This window comes from Lysobacter luteus (assembly GCF_907164845.1).
GTDB classification, from domain to species: domain Bacteria; phylum Pseudomonadota; class Gammaproteobacteria; order Xanthomonadales; family Xanthomonadaceae; genus Novilysobacter; species Novilysobacter luteus.
Genome location: NZ_OU015430.1, coordinates 1,521,838 through 1,540,973, shown reverse-complemented (window position 1 = coordinate 1,540,973; position 19,136 = coordinate 1,521,838). Strand labels below are relative to the sequence as shown.

The 19,136-nt window shown below is 68.1% G+C and carries 16 protein-coding genes and 1 other RNA gene; 12 read left to right on the top strand and 5 right to left on the bottom strand.

All coding sequences use genetic code 11. From position 1 onward, the window contains the following. Window positions 1-54 precede the first annotated feature (54 nt). On the bottom strand, window positions 55-1,218 hold the full coding sequence (locus tag KOD61_RS07190) for a zinc-dependent alcohol dehydrogenase (protein WP_215218050.1): 1,164 nt from the start codon (window positions 1,216-1,218) through the stop codon (window positions 55-57). Window positions 1,219-1,432: 214 nt separating this feature from the next. Continuing rightward, window positions 1,433-1,786, bottom strand: a transfer-messenger RNA (tmRNA) gene (ssrA, locus tag KOD61_RS07185). Between the two features lie 121 nt (window positions 1,787-1,907). Between ssrA and KOD61_RS07180 the strand changes: the two genes are divergently transcribed. Further along, on the top strand, window positions 1,908-4,088 hold the full coding sequence (locus KOD61_RS07180; protein WP_215218049.1) for a CHASE domain-containing protein: 2,181 nt from the start codon (window positions 1,908-1,910) through the stop codon (window positions 4,086-4,088). A gap of 30 nt (window positions 4,089-4,118) precedes the next feature. Here the strand turns inward: KOD61_RS07180 and smpB are convergent, their stop codons facing one another. Then, a complete protein-coding gene (smpB, locus tag KOD61_RS07175) occupies window positions 4,119-4,619 on the bottom strand; it encodes an SsrA-binding protein SmpB (RefSeq protein WP_215218048.1) in 501 nt (166 codons plus the stop codon). A gap of 64 nt (window positions 4,620-4,683) precedes the next feature. Between smpB and KOD61_RS07170 the strand changes: the two genes are divergently transcribed. Together KOD61_RS07170 and KOD61_RS07165 are read left to right on the top strand one after the other, a co-directional pair. Next, the gene (locus tag KOD61_RS07170) at window positions 4,684-5,115 is read left to right on the top strand and encodes a type II toxin-antitoxin system RatA family toxin (protein WP_215218047.1); all 432 of its coding nucleotides are present in this window, start codon (window positions 4,684-4,686) and stop codon (window positions 5,113-5,115) included. Then, complete coding sequence (locus KOD61_RS07165) at window positions 5,112-5,372, top strand: RnfH family protein (RefSeq protein ID WP_215218046.1); 261 nt, start codon at window positions 5,112-5,114, stop codon at window positions 5,370-5,372. The genes KOD61_RS07170 and KOD61_RS07165 overlap by 4 nt, the downstream gene beginning before the upstream one ends. A 40-nt stretch (window positions 5,373-5,412) precedes the next feature. On the opposite strand, the gene KOD61_RS07160 is transcribed toward KOD61_RS07165, so the two are convergent. Next, window positions 5,413-5,793 (bottom strand): outer membrane protein assembly factor BamE, encoded by a 381-nt coding sequence (locus tag KOD61_RS07160; protein WP_215218045.1) that lies wholly within the window; start codon window positions 5,791-5,793, stop codon window positions 5,413-5,415. Between the two features lie 175 nt (window positions 5,794-5,968). Here KOD61_RS07160 and fur point away from each other — a divergent pair, with 175 nt between their 5' ends. Next, window positions 5,969-6,370: a ferric iron uptake transcriptional regulator gene (gene fur / locus KOD61_RS07155; RefSeq protein WP_215218044.1), complete on the top strand. Its 402-nt coding sequence runs from the start codon at window positions 5,969-5,971 to the stop codon at window positions 6,368-6,370. Window positions 6,371-6,401: 31 nt separating this feature from the next. Here fur and recN read toward each other — a convergent pair whose 3' ends face one another. Beyond that, window positions 6,402-8,075: a DNA repair protein RecN gene (gene recN / locus KOD61_RS07150; RefSeq protein WP_215218043.1), complete on the bottom strand. Its 1,674-nt coding sequence runs from the start codon at window positions 8,073-8,075 to the stop codon at window positions 6,402-6,404. A gap of 125 nt (window positions 8,076-8,200) precedes the next feature. Here recN and hrcA point away from each other — a divergent pair, with 125 nt between their 5' ends. From hrcA to greA, 8 genes are all read left to right on the top strand, one after another. After that, window positions 8,201-9,307: a heat-inducible transcriptional repressor HrcA gene (gene hrcA, locus KOD61_RS07145; protein ID WP_215218042.1), complete on the top strand. Its 1,107-nt coding sequence runs from the start codon at window positions 8,201-8,203 to the stop codon at window positions 9,305-9,307. A gap of 74 nt (window positions 9,308-9,381) precedes the next feature. After that, a complete protein-coding gene (gene grpE, locus KOD61_RS07140; protein ID WP_215218041.1) occupies window positions 9,382-9,897 on the top strand; it encodes a nucleotide exchange factor GrpE in 516 nt (171 codons plus the stop codon). Window positions 9,898-10,008: 111 nt separating this feature from the next. Further along, the gene (dnaK, locus tag KOD61_RS07135; RefSeq protein WP_215218040.1) at window positions 10,009-11,925 is read left to right on the top strand and encodes a molecular chaperone DnaK; all 1,917 of its coding nucleotides are present in this window, start codon (window positions 10,009-10,011) and stop codon (window positions 11,923-11,925) included. A 143-nt stretch (window positions 11,926-12,068) separates the two neighbouring features. Beyond that, window positions 12,069-13,199, top strand: a complete 1,131-nt coding sequence (gene dnaJ, locus KOD61_RS07130; RefSeq protein WP_215218039.1) for a molecular chaperone DnaJ — start codon at window positions 12,069-12,071, stop codon at window positions 13,197-13,199. 62 nt (window positions 13,200-13,261) lie between these two features. After that, the gene (dapB, locus tag KOD61_RS07125) at window positions 13,262-13,999 is read left to right on the top strand and encodes a 4-hydroxy-tetrahydrodipicolinate reductase (protein ID WP_215218038.1); all 738 of its coding nucleotides are present in this window, start codon (window positions 13,262-13,264) and stop codon (window positions 13,997-13,999) included. 159 nt (window positions 14,000-14,158) lie between these two features. Further along, entirely contained in the window at window positions 14,159-15,301 is a 1,143-nt protein-coding gene (gene carA / locus KOD61_RS07120) for a glutamine-hydrolyzing carbamoyl-phosphate synthase small subunit (RefSeq protein ID WP_215218037.1), read from the top strand. Window position 15,302: 1 nt separating this feature from the next. After that, window positions 15,303-18,560 carry a carbamoyl-phosphate synthase large subunit gene (gene carB, locus KOD61_RS07115; protein WP_215218036.1) on the top strand — a complete coding sequence of 1,086 codons (3,258 nt, stop codon included), beginning with the start codon at window positions 15,303-15,305 and terminating at the stop codon, window positions 18,558-18,560. Window positions 18,561-18,657: 97 nt separating this feature from the next. After that, window positions 18,658-19,134 carry a transcription elongation factor GreA gene (greA, locus tag KOD61_RS07110; RefSeq protein WP_215218035.1) on the top strand — a complete coding sequence of 159 codons (477 nt, stop codon included), beginning with the start codon at window positions 18,658-18,660 and terminating at the stop codon, window positions 19,132-19,134. Window positions 19,135-19,136: the final 2 nt, after the last annotated feature.

The following is a 19,136-nucleotide window of genomic DNA, read 5'->3' as shown; positions in this document are numbered from 1 at the left end:
CAGGGCGGTGCCGCCGGTCTCCGCTTTGCGGCGTCTGGATGCCGTCGCCATGGGTCAGGGAGTCAGCACGACCTTGCGGCAGTCGTCCTGCTTCTCCTCGAACATTTCGTACCCCTGCGCCGCGTCGGCGAGCTTCATGCGGTGGGAGATGATGATCTCGGGCGCGAGCCGACCGTCCTCGATGAAACCCAGCAGTTCCGGCATGAACCGTTGCACGTGGGTCTGTCCCATCCGGAAGGTCAGCCCCTTGTCGAACGCGTCGCCGAACAGGAAGCCGTGGATGAAACCGGCATAGACGCCGGCGACGCTGACGATGCCGCCGCGCCGGGTGGCTGCGATGCACTGGCGGAGCGCCTTGCCGCTGCTGCCTTCGAGCTTGACAGCGGTCAGGACGGTCTCGGTCGTGCTGCCCTTGGCCTCGAACCCGACCGCCTCGATGCAGGCGTCGACGCCGCGGTAGCCCGTCTGTTCAACGATCAGCCCCGCCGGGTCGTCGCACTCGTCGAAGTTGATCGGTATGACACCGTAGGCCTTTGCGGCGAAGTCCAACCGGTAGGGATGGTGGTCGACCATGAAGATCCGCTCGGCGCCCAGCATCCGGCAACACGCCGCCGCCATCAGCCCGACCGGCCCGGCGCCGAAGATCGCCACGGTCGAACCTTCGCCGACCTCTGCATTGATCACCGCCTGGTAGCCGGTCGGCAGGATGTCGGACAGGAACAGCACCTGCTCGTCGCCCAGGCTGCCGGGCACGACCAGCGGCCCGACGTTTGCCTTGGGTACCCGCACGAACTCGGCCTGGCCGCCGGGGACGCCGCCATACAGGTGGCTGTACCCGAACAGCGCCGCCGGTGGGGTGAGCTCCTTGCGGTTGAGGATCGCGCCGCGACCGTCGTTGGTGGTCTCGCAGCAGGCGAACTGCTGCAGCTGGCAGAAGAAGCATTCCCCGCAGGAGATGGTGAAGGGAATCACGACGCGGTCGCCTTTGCGGCACCGGGTCACGGCGGGACCGGCCTCTTCGACCACGCCCATGAATTCATGGCCGAGGATATCGCCGTCGTGCACCATCGGGATCTTGCCGCGGTACAGGTGCAGGTCCGAGCCGCATATCGCGGTGGCGGTAACGCGCAACAGGATGTCGTCGGGTTCCAGGATGACGGGGTCGGGGACGGATTCGACACGCACGTCTCTTGCACCGTGGTAGGTCAGTGCCTGCATGGTAGGACTCCGGGGGGAGGGCGCTTCTGGATACCAAGCCGGGCGTAATCCGCGGGTGAGCCGGATGTGTACGCGTCGCATTTCACGCCGCGCTTTCCGCAAGATCGGGCGATCGGTTCGCCGCCCGGCGACGTCGCCCTGCGACCCGCGCTCAGGAGGCACCGAGCCGACAAACAGAAGAGCCCGCCTTGAGGGCGGGCTCTTCTGCTGTTGATGGTGGAGGTGGCGGGAATCGAACCCGCGTCCGAAGGCACTCCATCCCCGGCACTACATGCTTAGCTCGCCGTTGGATCTCGTCCCCTGACAGCACGGCGCGCAAAGCGCATCAGGGGACCAGCCTGCTATAGGTTAACCGGGTGCTGGCAGGCGGCCACTCCCGGCGATTCCGTGATGATGACCCTACGTCGCGAGCACGGACACAAGCGATTTCGGGGCTTAGGCCTTAAGCGGCCAGTGCGTAGTTGTCGTCGTTGGCAACTAGAGTTTTGCAGCTGGATTTACGAGGAAAGCTACCCCCTCGGCATGCGCCAAGCGATTTCGCGACCCCCGTCGAAGCCAGTGCACCCCCGGGGAACTACAAGTTCGCTGACCTGGCCAGTATAGGGCTGCCGGCGGCGTCCTCAAGGCCTGCGCAACACCACGCTACCGGCGGTTCAGCCGGGCCCGCGCCCTTGTATGCTTGAGGCGCCATGGACGACCACGCCGCCGACCCCGATAAGCCAAGCCTGCGCGAGCGCCTGCGGCCCCTGCGCGGCCACCTGTGGGCGCTGGTGGTGCTGCTGGCGTCGCTGGCGTCCGTGCTGGCGTTGTGGCAACTGGCCTACGACCGCGAGCTGCGCGCGGCAGACGCGCGTTTCGTTTCCAACACCCAGGAAGCGACCGAGCTGCTCAAACAGCGCATCATCAACTACGAGCTGGTGGCCGGCGGCGGCGCTGCGCTGTTCGCGTCGGTCGACCGTCCCACTCCGACGCAGTGGTACGGATTCGCCGACGGCATGGGGATCGGTTCGCGCTTTCCCGGCATGGTCGGGCTCGGCTTTGCCGGGTATGTCAGCGGCAACCGGTTGCAGGACCTCCAGAACGAGTGGCGCGAAACCGGCTGGGGCGTGCTGCGCGTCCGTCCCGAGGGTGAGCGCGACCACTACGGGCCGATCCTCTACCTGGAGCCCAGGAGCGCGGAGAATGTCCAGGCGATCGGCTTCGACATGTACTCCGAGCCGGCTCGGAAGGCGGCGATGGAAGCGGCACTGGAGAGCGGCAAGGCATCGCTGTCGGGGCCGGTGCACCTGATCCAGGACGGTGCCACTTCGCGCACCGGCCTGTTGCTGTACCTGCCGGTGTATCGGGACGGGGCGCGTCCGGAGTCCGTCGCTGAACGCCAGTCGGCAATGCTGGGCTGGGTGTATGTCCCGCTCCGGGTCGACGAGTTTGTCCGCGAGGCACTGGGCGAAAACCCGATGCGGTTCCGCATCACCGACGTCACGCACGGCCGGAGCCTGCTCTACGTTTCTGTCAGTGACGAGGTGCAGCAGCCGCCAGCGTTCCACCATTCGGAAGAGGTCTCCCATTACGGCAGGCGCTGGCTGCTGGAGTTCGAGTCGCCGCCGCTGGAGCAGGCCGTGCCGCGACTCCAGAACCTGCAGGCGACGCTGGCGCTGGGACTGTTCGCGTCGCTGCTGATGTACGCGATCGCCTGGATGCTTGCACAGACCGAGTCGCGCGCCCACAGGATCGCGCTGGGATTGACGGAGAACTACCGGCGTAGCGAGGAGCGGTTCCGCACCGCGATGGAGTACTCGGCAATCGGCAAGGTGTTGCTGGACAGCCACGGGTGCATTGTCCAGGCCAACCCGGCGTTTGCACGGATCGTCGGGCGCCCGCCGGAGACGCTGGTTGGCGAGCGCTTCCACGGATTGTTCGAGGACGCCGGCGACGCTGCGCACGAGTTCGGCACCGGCGGGGACCGGCGCGACAGCGTTCGACGCGAAACCCGCCGGCTCCATCGCGATGGCGGTGAGCCGCGCCAAGCCCAACTCACCTACGCACCCGTCCCGGGCAGCGTTGGCCAGGACGTGGTCGGCCTGGTGCAGGCCGAGGATGTCACCGAGCGTCTCCAGGCCGAGGCGCGGGTACACGCGCTCAACCGCACACTGGAACACCGCGTCGCCATGCGGACCCGCGAACTGAGCCAGGCCAACCAGGAGCTGGAAGCTTTCGCCTACAGCGTGTCGCACGACCTGCGCGCCCCGTTGCGCGCGATCGACGGCTTCAGCAAGGTGTTGGCCGAACGCTATGCCGCCACCCTCGACGAGGCTGGCCAGGGCTACCTGGAGCGCGTCCGGAAGGCCGCCAACCGCATGGGCGAGCTCATCGACGCGCTGTTGAAGATGTCCCGCGTGACGCGCAGTGCACTGCGCCACGAGCGGGTCGACCTCGGTCGTATGGCTGCCGAACTGGTGGACGACCTGCGAGCCGGCGATCCCGACCACCCGGTCGAAGTGGAGATCCACGGAGACCTGGTTGCCGAAGGCGACGCGTCGCTGCTGCGCAACCTGCTGGAGAACCTGCTAGGCAACGCATGGAAATTCACCCGCGGCACGGCGGACCCGCGGATCGAGTTCGGCCGTAATGCGGTGGAGTTCTTCATCCGTGACAACGGGGCCGGCTTCGACCAGGAGTACGTGGACAAGTTGTTCCGGCCGTTCCAGCGGCTGCATGACCAGAGCGAGTTCGCCGGTCACGGCATCGGCCTTGCGTCGGTCAAGCGGATTGTCGAGCGCCACGGCGGCAGCATCCGCGCAGAGGGTCGGCCGGGGCAGGGCGCCACGTTCTACTTCACCCTGCCCGGCGAGGTGCGCGAGCAGGGCTGAGTGCCTTCGCGGCGGTTCGCGGGTGGCGGCTCAGGCGTCCTTGTTGTGCCGGCGCATCACGCGCTGTTTCTCGCGCGCCCAGTCACGGTCCTTGTTGGCCTGGCGCTTGTCGTGGTCCTGCTTGCCCTTGGCCAGCGCGAGCTCGATCTTGATCCGGTTGCCCTTCCAGTACATCGAGGTGGGCACCACGGTATAGCCGTCGCGCTGCACGCGGCCGATCAGGTTGTCGATCTCGCGGCGGTGCAGCAGCAACTTGCGCGTCCGGCGTTCGTCGGCCACCACGTGGGTGGAGGCCGAGATCAGCGGGGTCATCTGCGCCCCGAACAGGAAGATCTCGCCGTCGCGCACCACCGCGTAGCTTTCGCCGATGTTGGCGCGCCCGGCACGGATCGATTTGACCTCCCACCCCTGAAGGGCGAGCCCCGCCTCGAAGCGTTCTTCAAGGTGGTAGTCGTGGCGTGCGCGCTTGTTGAGCGCAATGGTGCCGCCGTTTCCCTTATCCTTGCCCGTCTTGTTCTTGCTCTTGGCCATCGCGCCATTGTCCCTGATTGCGGGGTCGATACGCGAGGCGCGACCCACTGAAAAGCAGCCATCCGTGCCCAGCATCCGCCGTACCGCCCTCGTCGAACACTCCGCCGCGCGCATGTTTGCGCTGGTCAACGACGTGGCGGCCTACCCGCGACGGTTCGACTGGTGCGACGGCGCTAAGGTGCTGGAGTCCTCCGAAGGACGCATGGTTGCGCGGCTGGACCTCGGCCTGGGTGCACTGAGGACGTGGTTCACCACCGAGAACACCATGTCCGAGCCGCACCACATCGACCTAAGACTGGTCGACGGGCCGTTCCGCCGCCTGGCCGGGCGGTGGGAGTTCCACGCGCTGGACGAGTCCGCGTGCAAGGTCACCCTGACACTGGACTTCGAACCCAAGGTGCGGCTGCTCGGGCCGGCGATGGCGCTCGGGTTCCAGAGCCTGGCCGACCGCATGGTCGACGACTTCATCCGGGTCGCGGACCGCGGCGGCGAATGAAGGTCGCCCTGGTCCGGGCATGGCCGCGGCGGTTCGACTGGATCGAAGTCGAACTTCCCGACGGCGCCCGGGTGGCGGATGCACTGCAGGCGGCCGGGTGGGCGGGCACGTCCGGGCCGGTGGAATGCGCCGTGTTCGGCGTGGTCGCCGATGCGACCACCATGCTGCACGACGGTGACCGGGTGGAGCTGCTGCGCCCGCTGCTGGTCGACCCCAAGGAAGCCCGCCGGCGCCGCGCCGGCCAACGGGCCGGCTAAGGAAGCGCCTGGCCTGCTCGTGCAGGCAGGCTTTCCAGGATTACTTCTTGTCCTTGGCCAGGTTCGGGCCGAACTGCTTGCGTGCCGAGTTGGCCAGGTCCGAATCCTGCTCCGGGAAGTACTCGCCTTCCCAGCGCGCCAGCTGGTCGTTTTCGAACCAGAGCGTCAATGTCTTGATCCGAGTGTGCGCAAGGCGGTCGGTGCGCTGGGTGGAGGTGTAGTCCCAACGGTCGTGGTGGAACGGGTCCTGGATCGACGGCGTGCCGAGCATCCCGATCACCTGCTGCTTGCTCATGCCGGCCTGCAACTGCTCGACCTGGGACGATTCCAGCAGGTTGCCCTGGAAGATCGGCTGGCGGTAGACGATGCCGCAGCCCGAAGCGATCAGGGCGACGGAAAGGGCGAGCAGGAGCGTACGCATCGGGTGCTTGGGCATCGGTTCGAGCGGGAGGCGGACAGAAGCCCGATGATACACTGATGCTGATGCATTGCCGGCGCAGTCTCCCGGCTGTCGCGTTCATCCGGTATTACGGACGTGTCCGCAGGTGGCGGATGCGCGCCCCGGTGGACGACGAGACCACCCCCAAGGAGCCTTCATGGAATCGCAGGACCTTCGCAAGGCTGGCCTCAAGGTGACGCATCCCCGGATGCGGATCCTGCAGCTGCTCGAGCAGGCCAAGCCCCGTCACATGACGGCCGAGGACATCTACCGCCTGTTGCTGGACCAGGGCGAGGACATCGGGCTTGCGACCGTCTATCGGGTGCTCACGCAGTTCGAGGCGGCCGGCCTCGTGCTCAAGCACAACTTCGAGTCGGGGCAGTCGGTGTACGAGCTCGACCGTGGCCAGCACCACGACCACATGGTCGACATCGAGACCGGCAAGATCATCGAGTTCGAAAGCTCCGAGATCGAGGAACTCCAGGCGAGGATCGCCGCCGAGCACGGCTACCAGATCGAGGAGCACTCGCTGGTGCTGTACGTACGCAAGAAGCGCTGACGCAACCGGATCCGGCGCTGCCAGCTTCGGCTCAGCCGACGTCGCTCAACAACCGTTTCGCCGCGGCTCGCGCCTCTCGGGTCAACTCCACGCCGCCGAGCATGCGGGCGAGCTCTTCCTGTCGCTGTTTCGCGTCCAGCAGGCCCACCTGGCTCTGGGTCACGCCCTCGCTGGCTGCCTTGCTGACCCGGTAGTGCGCGTGTCCCTGCGCGGCGACCTGCGGCAGGTGGGTCACGCACAGCACCTGGCGGCTGGCGCCAAGCGCGCGCAACTTCTGTCCGACGATCTCGGCGACACCACCGCCGATGCCGGAGTCGACCTCGTCGAAGACCATCGTCGGCACGGTGTCGAGCCCAAGCGCGGCCACTTCGATCGCGAGCGAGATGCGCGACAGCTCGCCGCCCGACGCGACCTTGCGAAGCGCGCGTGCCGGTTGCCCGGGATTGGCCGCGACGAGGAACTCGACCCGCTCGCCCCCCTGCGGATCGGGTCGGTCGACTTCGACCGGCTCAACGGCAATGTCGAAACGTCCGCCGCCCATTCCCAGTTCGCCGATGAGCGCCGTGGTGGCGGCGGCGAGTGCCTGGGCGGCCGTGCGTCGCCGGTCGCCGAGCACGTCGGCGGCACTGCGCCAGGCCGACCGGGCGGCGGCGATCTCGCCATCCAGCGCGTCCAGGCGCTGGCCGGCGCCGCGCAGCTGTTCCAGCTCCAGCGCGATGCGCTCGCGCTGGCCAAACAACTCCTCCGGCGTTACGCGGTGCTTGCGCGCCAGTTCGTGCAGCCGGCCGAGGCGCTGCTCGATGCGGTCGAACTGGGAAGGATCGAGGTCCAGATCGGAGCGGATGCGGTCCAGCAAGCTCAGGGCCTCGTCGATCTGGATCGCGGCGGCGTCGAGCATGCCGTCGACCTCGTCCAGGCGCGGTTCGTGTTCGGCCACCCGCTGCAGTTCACTTCGGGCACGGCCGAGTTCGCGCGCCACGGCACCGTCGTCATCGCCACCGAGCCGCCCGAACACACTGTCGCAGGCGGCGATCAGGTCGGCAGCGTGGGCCTGGCGACGGTGGTCGGCCTGCAGCTCGGCAATCGACCCGGGCTCAAGGGTTTCGCGCTCCAGCTCGGCATGCTGGTGCTCGAGCCATTCGATCCGGTCCGACACGTCGCCCTGCTGGTTAAGCCGTTCGCGCTCGCCGAGCAGGGTGCTCCAGTGCGTGGCGGCCGCGGCCACGGCGGCGCGTTCGGCGTCTGTCCTTCCAAAGGCATCCAGCAGCGCCAGCTGGCTGCCACGGGCCATCAGCGCCTGGTGCTCGTGCTGCCCGTGGATCTCGACCAGCAGCGCGGCCAGTTCGGCCAGCTGCCCGATCGTGACCGGGCGCCCGTTGATCCAGGCGCGTGAACCGCCGTCGGCCCGCACCACGCGGCGGAGCAGGCAGGCCGTGCCATCAGCGTCGTCCAGTTCGGCGGCCTGCAGCCAGTCGCGAGCGGCGGGCACGTCGTCGAGCGCGAACCCACCGACGACTTCGGCACGCTCGGCCCCGTGCCGGACCACGCCGCTGTCGGCGCGCAGGCCGGACAGCAGGCCCAGCGCGTCGACCAGCAACGACTTGCCCGCGCCGGTTTCACCCGAGATCACGGTCAGGCCCGGCCCGAAGGTGAGTTCGGCTTCCTCGACAACGGCGAAATGCTTGAGGCTGAGATGGGTAAGCATGTGGCGGCGAGTTTAAGGCGGCGTGGGGTTGGAGGGCAGGGGGCGGACGCGGATGCAAGCACGGTCCGGTCTCACCGGATGAGCTGCGGCTTGCGCGAGCACGGCCGCCGCCTTATACCCGGGCCATGAGCCGCCGTCGCGATGCCACCCGCCCCGATTCCAGCCCCGACACGCACGCGCCGGACCCGCACACGCTCGACCCGCGCGCCCGCCATCTGCTTCGCACGCTGATCGCGCGCTACATCCGCAGTGGCGAGCCGGTCGGCTCGCAGACCCTGGCCCGGCACGCAGGGCTGGACGTAAGTGCAGCGACGATTCGCAACATCCTGTCCGACCTCGAGGAGGTCGGTCTCCTGAGTGCGCCGCATACCTCCGCCGGCCGGGTGCCGACCGCCCAGGGGTACCGGCTGTTCGTCGACTCGCTGCTGCAGGTGCGGCCGCTGCCCGACAGCGAGCTGGCGCGGCTGCGCGGCGAGCTGCCGTCGGGCACCGGGACCCAGGCATTGCTGGGCAGCGCGTCGGAGCTGCTGTCGGCGATGACCCGCTTCGTCGGCGTTGTCAGCGTGCCCAAGCGCGAGCAGTTCGCGTTCCGGCGCGTGGAGTTCGTGCAGGTCGACAGCCAGCGCGTGCTCGCGATCGTGGTGTTCGCCGACAACGAGGTGCAGAACCGGATCATCCAGACCAGGACAAGCTACGCCCCGGGCGAGCTGGAGCGGGTTGCCAACTACCTCAACCACCATTTCGCCGGGCGCCCGGTAAGCGAGATACGCACCATCCTGCTGCACGAGTTGCGTTCGGCCCGCAGCGAGATGGAATCGCTGCTGGCCCGCTCGATAGAACTGGCCGAGCACGTGCTTGCGCCTGACAGCGACGACATGGTGCTGGCGGGGCAGACCCGGTTGATGGGCCTGCAGGACCTGTCCGACCTGGACCGCCTTCGTGAACTGTTCGAAGCCTTCGCCCGCAAGCGCGAGATCCTCCAGTTGCTCGAGCGGACCGTCCACGCGCCCGGCGTGCGGATCTTCATCGGCGAGGAGACCGGCCTGGCGCCGCTGGAGGGCATGTCGCTGGTGACCGCCCCCTACGCCGCCGGTGGCCAGGTGCTGGGCGTGCTGGGCGTCATCGGTCCGACCCGGATGGCCTACGAGCGTGTGATACCCGTGGTGGAGGCCGCGGCGGACGCCCTTGGGGGCGCCTTCGCGCGTGACGTGGGACGGCCGGGCGACGCTTGAATTGCCGCCCGCCGGCCCCATTGCTCGGCTCTGTCAAGGAAATCGCGCCGCCGCGCGCCAGAACAGGGCCACGCATGACCACCGAACCGATGAAGGAAGCCGCCGAGCAGGCCGCCGCCGATAACGAGATCTCCCCCCTTGCCGCCGAGCTGGAGGCGTTACAGGCCGAACTGGCCCAGGTGCGCGAGGACACCCTGCGCGACCGCGCCGACCTGGAGAACCAGCGCAAGCGGCTCGAGCGCGAACGCGACACCGCCCGCAAGTTCGCCAACGAGCGCCTGCTGGCCGACCTGCTACCGGTCATCGACAGCCTGGAAGCGGGCCTGGGCGCGGCCGGCGGCGACAACGGACCGCTGCGCGAGGGGATGGAGCTGACGCTCCGGCAATTGCTGAAGGTCGGCGCCGACAACGGCCTGGTCGAGGTGAATCCGGTCGGCCAGCCGTTCAACCCCGACCACCACCAGGCGATGAGCATGGTGGACAGCGACGAGCACGCCGCCGGGCACGTGGTGCAGGTCTACCAGAAGGGCTGGCTGCTGAACGAACGCCTGCTGCGCCCGGCGCTGGTCGTGGTGAGCCGGACCGACTGAGCGGCCGCGCCGCCACGGATGCTTGAACCCGTGGCAGGCGACCCCAGATAGCGGACATTGGCGGCTGCGGGCCGCCCCAGAACACAACGAGATTCGAGAGGGAGCAACACCATGGGCAAGATCATCGGTATCGACCTGGGCACGACCAATTCCTGCGTGGCGATCATGGACGGCGGCAAGGCCAGGGTCATCGAGAACGCCGAAGGCGACCGCACCACCCCGTCCATCGTCGCCTACACCAAGGACGGCGAGGTGCTGGTGGGTGCGTCGGCCAAGCGGCAGGCCGTCACCAACCCCAAGAACACCTTCTACGCGGTCAAGCGCCTGATCGGACGCAAGTTCACCGACGCCGAAGTCCAGAAGGACCTCGACCTGGTGCCGTACTCGATCATCCAGCACGAGAACGGCGACGCGTGGGTGGCGACCGCCGACGGCCGGAAGATGGCGCCGCAGCAGATCTCGGCCGAGGTGCTGGCCAAGATGAAGAAGACCGCCGAGGCCTACCTGGGCGAGACCGTCACCGAGGCGGTCATCACCGTGCCGGCGTACTTCAACGACAGCCAGCGCCAGGCCACCAAGGACGCCGGCAAGATCGCGGGCCTGGAGGTCAAGCGCATCATCAACGAGCCGACCGCGGCCGCGCTTGCCTATGGCATGGACAAGAAGGGCGGTGACCGCAAGGTGGCCGTGTACGACCTCGGCGGCGGCACCTTCGACGTCTCGATCATCGAAATCGCCTCGGTCGACGGCGAGATGCAGGTCGAGGTGCTGGCCACCAACGGTGACACCTTCCTGGGTGGCGAGGACTTCGACAAGCGCGTCATCGACTACCTGGTCGAGGAATTCCAGAAGGACCAGGGCATCAACCTGCGCCAGGACCCGCTGGCCCTGCAGCGCCTGAAGGACGCGGCCGAGCGCGCGAAGATCGAGCTGTCGACCGCGCAGCAGACCGAGGTCAACCTGCCGTACGTGACCGCCGACGCGACCGGCCCCAAGCACCTCAACATCAAGCTGACCCGGGCCAAGCTCGAGTCGCTGGTCGAGGACCTGGTCAAGAAGACGATCGAGCCGTGCCGGACCGCGCTCAATGACGCCGGCGTGCGCGCCAGCGACATCAACGAGGTGATCCTGGTCGGTGGCCAGACCCGCATGCCCAAGGTGCAGCAGGCGGTGACCGAGTTCTTTGGCAAGGAGCCGCGCAAGGACGTCAATCCCGACGAGGCGGTGGCGATCGGTGCGGCGATCCAGGGCGGCGTGCTCGCCGGCGACGTCAAGGACGTGCTGCTGCTCGACGTGACTCCGCTGAGCCTGGGCATCGAGACCCTGGGCGGCGTGTTCACCAAGATCATCGAGAAGAACACCACGGTGCCGACCAAGGCTTCGCAGACCTTCTCGACGGCCGAGGACAACCAGTCCGCGGTCACCGTGCACGTGCTGCAGGGCGAGCGCGAGCAGGCCCGTTACAACAAGTCGCTGGCCCGCTTCGACCTGTCCGGCATCGAGCCGGCGCCGCGCGGCATGCCGCAGGTCGAGGTGTCGTTCGACATCGACGCCAACGGCATCGTCCACGTGACCGCCAAGGACAAGAAGACCGGCAAGGAACAGAAGGTCGAGATCAAGGCCGGCTCCGGCCTGTCGGAGGAGGAGATCCAGAAGATGGTCGCCGACGCGGAGGCCAACCGTGAGGAGGACCAGAAGTTCCAGGAGCTGGTGCAGGCCCGCAACCAGGCCGACGGCCTGATCCACATGGCCCGCACCACCATCAAGGAGCAGGGCGAGAAGCTGCCGGGCGAGGCCATTGGTGCCACCGAGGCGGCCATCTCCGAGCTGGAGACCGCAATGAAGGGCGACGACAAGGGCCAGATCGAGGCCAAGTCGAAGGCACTGGAAACCGCGGCGCAGGCCCTGTTCGCCGCCGCACAGGCCCAGCAGCCGGGTGCCGAGGCGGGCGCGGCCGACGCTGGCCAGGCCGCCGACGACGTGGTGGACGCCGAGTTCACCGAGGTCAAGGACGAAGGCAAGCAGTAAGTCGCCGAAACCATCCACCCGGCCGTGCGCGGGCGGGTGGCGATCCGGGCAGGGGTTCGGGACCGCGGAGCGATTCCGGGCCCCTGTCGTTTGAAGCAGACCGAGTCCCGGCCGTTGGTGGTGGGGCGGGGAACCCGTGACACATGAGCAAGCGTGACTACTACGAAGTACTGGGCGTGGCCCGCGACGTCTCCGGCGATGAGCTGAAGAAGGCGTACCGCCGCTGCGCGATGAAGCACCACCCGGACCGCAATCCGGGTGACGCCGCCGCCGAGGCCGCATTCAAGGAGTGCAAGGAGGCGTACGAAGTGCTGTCCGACGCCAACCGGCGCCGGATGTACGACCAGCACGGGCACGCCGCGTTCGAGCACGGCATGGGCGGTGGAGGTGCCGGCGCCGGTTACGCCGACATGGGCGACATCTTCGGCGACATCTTCGGGAACATCTTCGGCGGTGGCGGCGCCGGTGGTCGTGGCCCGCGCCGTGGCGCGGACGTCGGCTACGTGATGGAGCTCTCCCTCGAGGAAGCCGTGCGCGGCATCGAGAAGGAGATCGAGATCCCGACGCTGGACGAGTGCGACACCTGCAGTGGCAGCGGGTCGGCCGACGGCAAGCTGGAGAGCTGCACCACCTGTGGTGGTCGCGGCCAGGTGCGCTTCCAGCGCGGAATCTTCTCGATGCAGCAGGGCTGCCCGCATTGCGGCGGCCGCGGCCAGACCATCAGCAACCCCTGCGGCGACTGCCACGGGCAGGGGCGCGTGGAGGAAACCAAGACCCTGTCGGTGAAGATCCCCGCCGGCGTGGACAACGGCGACCGCATCCGCCTGGCGGGCGAGGGCGAGGCCGGCCCGGCGGGCTCGCCGCCGGGGGACCTGTACGTGGACGTACGCGTGCGCGAGCACGACATTTTCAAGCGCGATGGCGACGACCTGCATTGCGACGTGCCGATCCGGCTGGGCCAGGCGGCCCTGGGAGACACCATCCGCGTCCCGACGCTGGGTGGCGAGGTCGAGCTTCGCGTGCCCGCCGAGACCCAGACCGGCAAGCTGTTCCGCCTGCGCGACAAGGGCGTGCAGTCGGTCCGAAGCCGCCGCCCGGGCGACCTGTACTGCCGCGTGGTGGTCGAGACCCCGGTCAACCTCACGGCCGAGCAGCGCGAACTGCTCGAGAAGTTCGACGCCACCTTCGCGGGCGAAGACGCCCGCAAGCATTCCCCGCGCTCGTCGACCTTCATCGACGGGGTCAAGGGCTTCTGGGACCGGATGACGTTCTGAGTCCCGTGCACGTGCGCGCGCCACCGCTTGTCGGGGCGCGAACGCGCGGCTAGCCTGCCTGGATGAATACGCCCGTTCGCGTCCTCGTTCATGGTGCCTCCGGCCGCATGGGCCAGTCCCTGTCGCGGCTCGCGCCCGAGCGGCGCGACCTGCAGGTCGTCGCCGCAGTGTCTGGAAGCCGGCCCTCGCAGCGCGTGGTCGACGGCGTCCCCCAGTTCGCGGCGTCGGAACTGCACGGCGTCCCCAATTTCGACGTAGCGGTCGATTTCAGCCTGCCCGCCGGCTTCGACGCCCTGCTCGCGCTGTGCGTGGAGCGCGGTGCTGCACTCGTCTCAGGCACCACAGGGCTGGCTCCGGAACAGCAGTCCGCGATCGATGCGGGTGCCGAGCGCATCGCCGTGCTGTCTGCAGCCAATTTCAGCCTCGGGGTGGTCGTGCTGGGTGAGCTGGTCCGGCGCGCGGCAGCGGCGCTGGAGGGATGGGACTGCGACATCGTCGAGTCCCACCACGTGCACAAGAAGGATGCCCCGTCGGGTACCGCGCTTGCTCTCGGGGCCTCGGCCGGGCAGGGCGGGGCCGAGCCGCGCTATGCGGCGCTGCGGGCCGGCGACATCATCGGCGAGCACACCGTCCAGTTCACCGGGATGGGCGAGCGGGTGGAACTGGTCCATCGCGCCACCAACCGCGACATTTTCGCCCGTGGCGCGCTGCTGGCGGCCGTTCGGCTGGCGGACCGCCCCCCGGGGCGCTACAGCCTGCGCGACATCCTGCTCGCGGACCAGAACGCCACTGCCGGATGAACGGTGTGCTGGCATGAATGCCATTACATCGCTAGAATTCCCGTTCGCCTGAACTCCATTTCGGACCGGTCCCGCACCGCGTTCGTGCTTTGCTGCAACCTGCTTTCGGGTTGCGCTGCGCCACGGAGTCAGCATCCCCTGGCAGCCAAGGCGATCCCCGTGACCCATCCCGCAATCCTTGCCCTCGAAGACGGCACCATCTTCGAGGGCATTTCCGTCGGCGCGCCCGGCCTTTCCGTCGGCGAGGTGGTGTTCAACACCGCCATGACCGGTTACCAGGAAATCCTGACCGACCCGTCCTACGCCCGGCAGCTGGTCACGCTGACCTATCCCCACGTCGGCAACACCGGCATCACCGAGCTCGACAACGAGGCCGATGCGGTCTGGGCTGCCGGCCTGATCGTGCGCAACGTCCCGCGAAGGCCCAGCAACTGGCGCAGCCAGGTATCGCTACCCGAATGGCTGGCCCGCCGCGGCGTGGTCGCGATTGCCGACATCGATACCCGCAAGCTCACCCGCCTGCTGCGCGACACCGGCGCGCAGAACGGCGCGCTGATGGCCGGCGACGACGTCGACGCGGACCGCGCGATCGAGGCGGCCCGCAAGTTTGCCGGGCTGAAGGGCATGGACCTGGCCAAGGAAGTCTGCACCCGCGAGAACCGCGACTGGCGCGAAGGCCAGCTCGACCTCGACAGCGGCACCTTCGCCGCCAACGAGGGCCGCTACCACGTGGTCGCCTACGACTTCGGGATCAAGCAGAACATCCTGCGGATGCTGGCCGAGCGGGGCTGCAACGTCACCCTGGTGCCGGCGCAGACCACCGCCGCCGAGGTGCTGGCCCTCAAGCCCGACGGCGTGTTCCTGTCCAACGGGCCTGGCGACCCGGCGCCCTGCGACTACGCGATCGAGGCGATCCGTGAGTTCATCGACCGCAAGGTCCCGACCTATGGCATTTGTCTGGGGCATCAGCTGCTCGGGTTGGCGGTCGGTGCCAAGACGCTGAAGATGAAGTTCGGCCACCACGGCGCCAACCACCCGGTGCAGGACCTCGATACCGGCCGGGTGATGATCACCAGCCAGAACCACGGCTTCGCGGTCGACGAGGCCACGCTGCCGGCCAACGTCCGCGTGACCCATCGCTCGCTGTTCGACGGCTCCAACCAGGGCATCGCCCTGACCGATGCGCCGGCCTTCAGCTTCCAGGGGCACCCGGAAGCCAGTCCCGGCCCGCACGACGTGGCACCGCTGTTCGACCGGTTCGTCGAATCCATGAACAACAACCAGCACGCAGAGGTGCGTTGACATGCCCAAGCGCACCGACATCAAGACCGTCCTGATCATCGGCGCCGGCCCGATCGTCATCGGCCAGGCCTGCGAGTTCGACTATTCCGGCGCACAGGCCTGCAAGGCCCTGCGCGACGAGGGGTACCGGGTGGTGCTGGTCAACAGCAATCCGGCCACGATCATGACCGACCCGGAGATGGCCGACGCCGTCTACATCGAGCCGATCAACTGGCAGACGGTCGAGAAGATCATCGCCAAGGAAAAGCCCGACGCGCTGCTGCCCACCATGGGTGGCCAGACCGCGCTCAACTGCGCGCTCGACCTGGCTGACCACGGCGTGCTGGAGAAGTACGGCGTCGAGCTGATCGGTGCGTCGCGCGATGCGATCCGGATGGCCGAGGACCGAGAGCTGTTCCGCGTCGCGATGGCCGAGATTGGTCTGGAGTGCCCGAAGGCGGCCGTCGCCAGGACCTTCGAGCAGGCGATCGAGATCCAGGCCACGGTCGGCTACCCGACCATCATCCGCCCCAGTTTCACCCTGGGTGGCAGCGGCGGTGGCATCGCCTACAACAAGGAAGAGTTCGAGGAGATCGTCAAGCGTGGCCTCGAGCTTTCGCCGACCAGCGAGGTGCTGGTGGAGGAGTCGGTGCTCGGGTGGAAGGAGTTCGAGATGGAGGTGGTCCGGGACACCGCGGACAACTGCATCATCGTCTGCTCGATCGAGAACTTCGACGCGATGGGCGTGCACACCGGCGACTCGATCACCGTCGCCCCCGCGCAGACCCTGACCGACAAGGAGTACCAGCGCCTGCGCGACGCAAGCATCGCGGTGCTGCGCAAGATCGGTGTCGACACCGGCGGCTCCAACGTCCAGTTCGGCATCAACGCGCAGACGGGCCGCGTGGTCGTGATCGAGATGAATCCGCGCGTGTCGCGATCCTCGGCATTGGCCTCGAAGGCCACCGGCTTCCCGATCGCCAAGATCGCCGCCAAGCTGGCGGTCGGCTACACCCTCGACGAGCTGCGCAACGAGATCACCGGCGGGGCGACCCCGGCCTCGTTCGAGCCGGCGATCGACTATGTCGTCACCAAGATTCCCCGTTTTGCGTTCGAGAAATTCCCGGCCGCCGACTCCCGCCTGACCACCCAGATGAAGTCGGTGGGCGAGGTGATGGCGATGGGTCGCACGTTCCAGGAGTCGCTGCAGAAAGCCCTGCGCGGCCTGGAGACCGGCAAGGTCGGTCTCGATCCCACCGGGCTCGACCTGTCCAGCGAGGAAGGGCTGGTCAACCTGCGCCGCGAGGTCAAGGAGCCCGGCCCCGAGCGGATCTTCTACATCGGCGACGCGTTCCGCGCGGGGATGAGCGTGGAGGACGTGCATGCGCTGTCGTTCGTGGACCCGTGGTTCCTCGACCAGATCGTGGAAATCATCGCCGCCGAGGCGCAGATCGCCGAAGGCGGCCTGGCCGCGCTCGACGCACGGCGGATGCGCGCCCTCAAGCGCATGGGCTTCTCCGACGCCCGCATCGCGCAGCTGACCGGCACCGACGAAACTGCCGTGCGGACCCTGCGCCACGCCTTCGGTGTGCGCCCGGTCTACAAGCGGGTGGACTCCTGCGCAGCCGAGTTCGCCACAACCACCGCCTACATGTACTCGACCTACGAGGACGAGTGCGAGGCCAACCCGTCCGACCGCGACAAGATCATCGTGCTCGGTGGCGGTCCGAACCGGATCGGGCAGGGCATCGAGTTCGACTACTGCTGCGTGCATGCCGCCTTGGCGCTGCGCGAGGACGGGTTCGAGACCATCATGGTCAACTGCAACCCCGAGACCGTGTCGACCGACTACGACACTTCCGACCGCCTGTACTTCGAGCCCTTGACGCTCGAGGACGTGCTCGAGATCTGCGAGCTGGAGAAGCCCAAGGGCGTGATCGTCCAGTACGGCGGCCAGACTCCGCTCAAGCTCGCCCAGGCGCTGGAGGCTGCGGGCGTGCCGATCATCGGTACCAGCCCCGACAGCATCGACCTGGCCGAGGACCGCGAGCGCTTCCAGAAACTCGTCGAAGACCTGGGCCTGAAGCAGCCGCCCAACCGCATCGCCCGCAAGGCCGAGGAAGCCGTGGCGCTGGCCCGCGAGGTCGGCTACCCGCTGGTCGTGCGTCCCAGCTACGTGCTGGGCGGACGCGCGATGGAAGTGGTGCATTCGGATGCCGACCTGGAGCGCTACATCCGCGAGGCGGTGCGTGTGTCGGAGAAGTCGCCGGTGCTGCTGGACCGCTTCCTCGACAACGCAGTCGAGGTGGATGTGGACGTCATCGCCGACCGGGAGGGTAACGTGCTGATCGGTGGCGTGATGGAGCACATCGAGGAGGCCGGCGTCCACTCCGGTGACTCGTCGTGCTCGCTGCCGCCGTATTCGCTCAAGCCAGCCACCCAGGCGCGCCTGCGCGAGCAGGTGACCGCGCTGGCCAAGGCGCTCGACGTCGTCGGCCTGATGAACACCCAGTTCGCCGTCACCGTGAGCGACCAGCCCGATGGTGAGGACACCATCTACCTGCTGGAAGTGAACCCGCGGGCCTCGCGCACCGTGCCGTTCGTGTCCAAGGCGACCGGGATGCCACTGGCGAAGATCGCGGCGCGCTGCATGGCGGGCAAGACGCTGGCCGAGCAGGGGGCCACCCGCGAAGTGGTACCCGAGTACTACTCCGTGAAGGAGGCGATCTTCCCGTTCGCCAAGTTCCAGGGCGTCGATCCGATCCTCGGGCCGGAGATGCGGTCCACCGGCGAGGTCATGGGCGTGGGCCGCAGCTTCGGTGCGGCGATGGCGCGCGCGCAGGAAGCCGGTGGCATCAAGGCCGTGCCCGACAGCGGCAAGGTGTTCGTGTCGGTGCGCGATCCGGACAAGCAGCGCGTGCTTCCCGTGGCGCGCGACCTCGTCAAGCGGGGCTACGAGCTGGTCGCCACCCACGGCACCGCCGCGTTCCTGCGTGGCGAGGGCCTGGAGTGCCAGGCGGTCAACAAGGTGGCCGAGGGCCGTCCGCACATCGTCGACCTCATCAAGAACGGCGAGATCGCCTACATCATCAACACCACCGAGGGCCGGCAGGCGATATCGGACTCGTTCTCGATCCGGCGCGAGGCGTTGCAGCAGCGCGTGACCTACTCGACGACCGTGGCCGGCGCGCGTGCGCTGGTGCAGTCGCTGGAGTTCCGCGGCACCGGACCGGTCTGGTCGCTGCAGGAACTGCACGCCGAGATCGACGGGGCCGCCTGACGGCCCGGTTGCCAATCGCGCAGCGCCGGGCACAATTCCGGCATTACCTCGTCCCACCCTACATTCGGCCGGCCTCGTGCCGGCAGCAGGACCCGCCATGCAAGCACCCATCACCACCAAGGGCGCACAGCGCCTCCGCGCCGAGCTCGAGGAGCTCAAGTCGGTCAAGCGTCCGGCCGTGATCAATGCCATCGCAGAGGCGCGCGCGCACGGCGACCTCAAGGAGAACGCGGAGTACCACGCCGCGCGGGAGCAGCAGGGCTTCATCGAGGGCCGGATCAAGCAACTGGAAGCCGAGCTGTCCCATGCCCAGGTGATCGATGTGTCCGCGCTCAATGCCGGCACGCGCGTGGTGTTCGGTGCGACGGTGGAGCTGGCCGATGCCGATACGGACGAGGAAAAGACCTACCAGATCGTTGGCGACCTGGAGGCGGACATCAAGCAGGGCCTGATCGCGATCTCGTCGCCGGTCGCCCGCGCGCTCATCGGCAAGCACGAGGGCGACAGTGTCAGCATCGACGCGCCCGGCGGCACCCGCGAGTACGACATCGTCGCCGTCCGCTACGAAGGCTGACT

What these genes read in the sequence shown, in the direction of transcription:
- KOD61_RS07190 (WP_215218050.1), bottom strand. Translation starts at nt 1,218, where the DNA reads ATGCAGGCACTGACCTACCACGGTGCAAGAGACGTGCGTGTCGAATCC.
- KOD61_RS07180 (WP_215218049.1), top strand. Translation starts at nt 1,908, where the DNA reads ATGGACGACCACGCCGCCGACCCCGATAAGCCAAGCCTGCGCGAGCGC.
- smpB (WP_215218048.1), bottom strand. Translation starts at nt 4,619, where the DNA reads ATGGCCAAGAGCAAGAACAAGACGGGCAAGGATAAGGGAAACGGCGGC.
- KOD61_RS07165 (WP_215218046.1), top strand. Translation starts at nt 5,112, where the DNA reads ATGAAGGTCGCCCTGGTCCGGGCATGGCCGCGGCGGTTCGACTGGATC.
- KOD61_RS07160 (WP_215218045.1), bottom strand. Translation starts at nt 5,793, where the DNA reads ATGCGTACGCTCCTGCTCGCCCTTTCCGTCGCCCTGATCGCTTCGGGC.
- fur (WP_215218044.1), top strand. Translation starts at nt 5,969, where the DNA reads ATGGAATCGCAGGACCTTCGCAAGGCTGGCCTCAAGGTGACGCATCCC.
- recN (WP_215218043.1), bottom strand. Translation starts at nt 8,075, where the DNA reads ATGCTTACCCATCTCAGCCTCAAGCATTTCGCCGTTGTCGAGGAAGCC.
- hrcA (WP_215218042.1), top strand. Translation starts at nt 8,201, where the DNA reads ATGAGCCGCCGTCGCGATGCCACCCGCCCCGATTCCAGCCCCGACACG.
- grpE (WP_215218041.1), top strand. Translation starts at nt 9,382, where the DNA reads ATGACCACCGAACCGATGAAGGAAGCCGCCGAGCAGGCCGCCGCCGAT.
- dnaK (WP_215218040.1), top strand. Translation starts at nt 10,009, where the DNA reads ATGGGCAAGATCATCGGTATCGACCTGGGCACGACCAATTCCTGCGTG.
- dnaJ (WP_215218039.1), top strand. Translation starts at nt 12,069, where the DNA reads ATGAGCAAGCGTGACTACTACGAAGTACTGGGCGTGGCCCGCGACGTC.
- dapB (WP_215218038.1), top strand. Translation starts at nt 13,262, where the DNA reads ATGAATACGCCCGTTCGCGTCCTCGTTCATGGTGCCTCCGGCCGCATG.
- carB (WP_215218036.1), top strand. Translation starts at nt 15,303, where the DNA reads ATGCCCAAGCGCACCGACATCAAGACCGTCCTGATCATCGGCGCCGGC.
- greA (WP_215218035.1), top strand. Translation starts at nt 18,658, where the DNA reads ATGCAAGCACCCATCACCACCAAGGGCGCACAGCGCCTCCGCGCCGAG.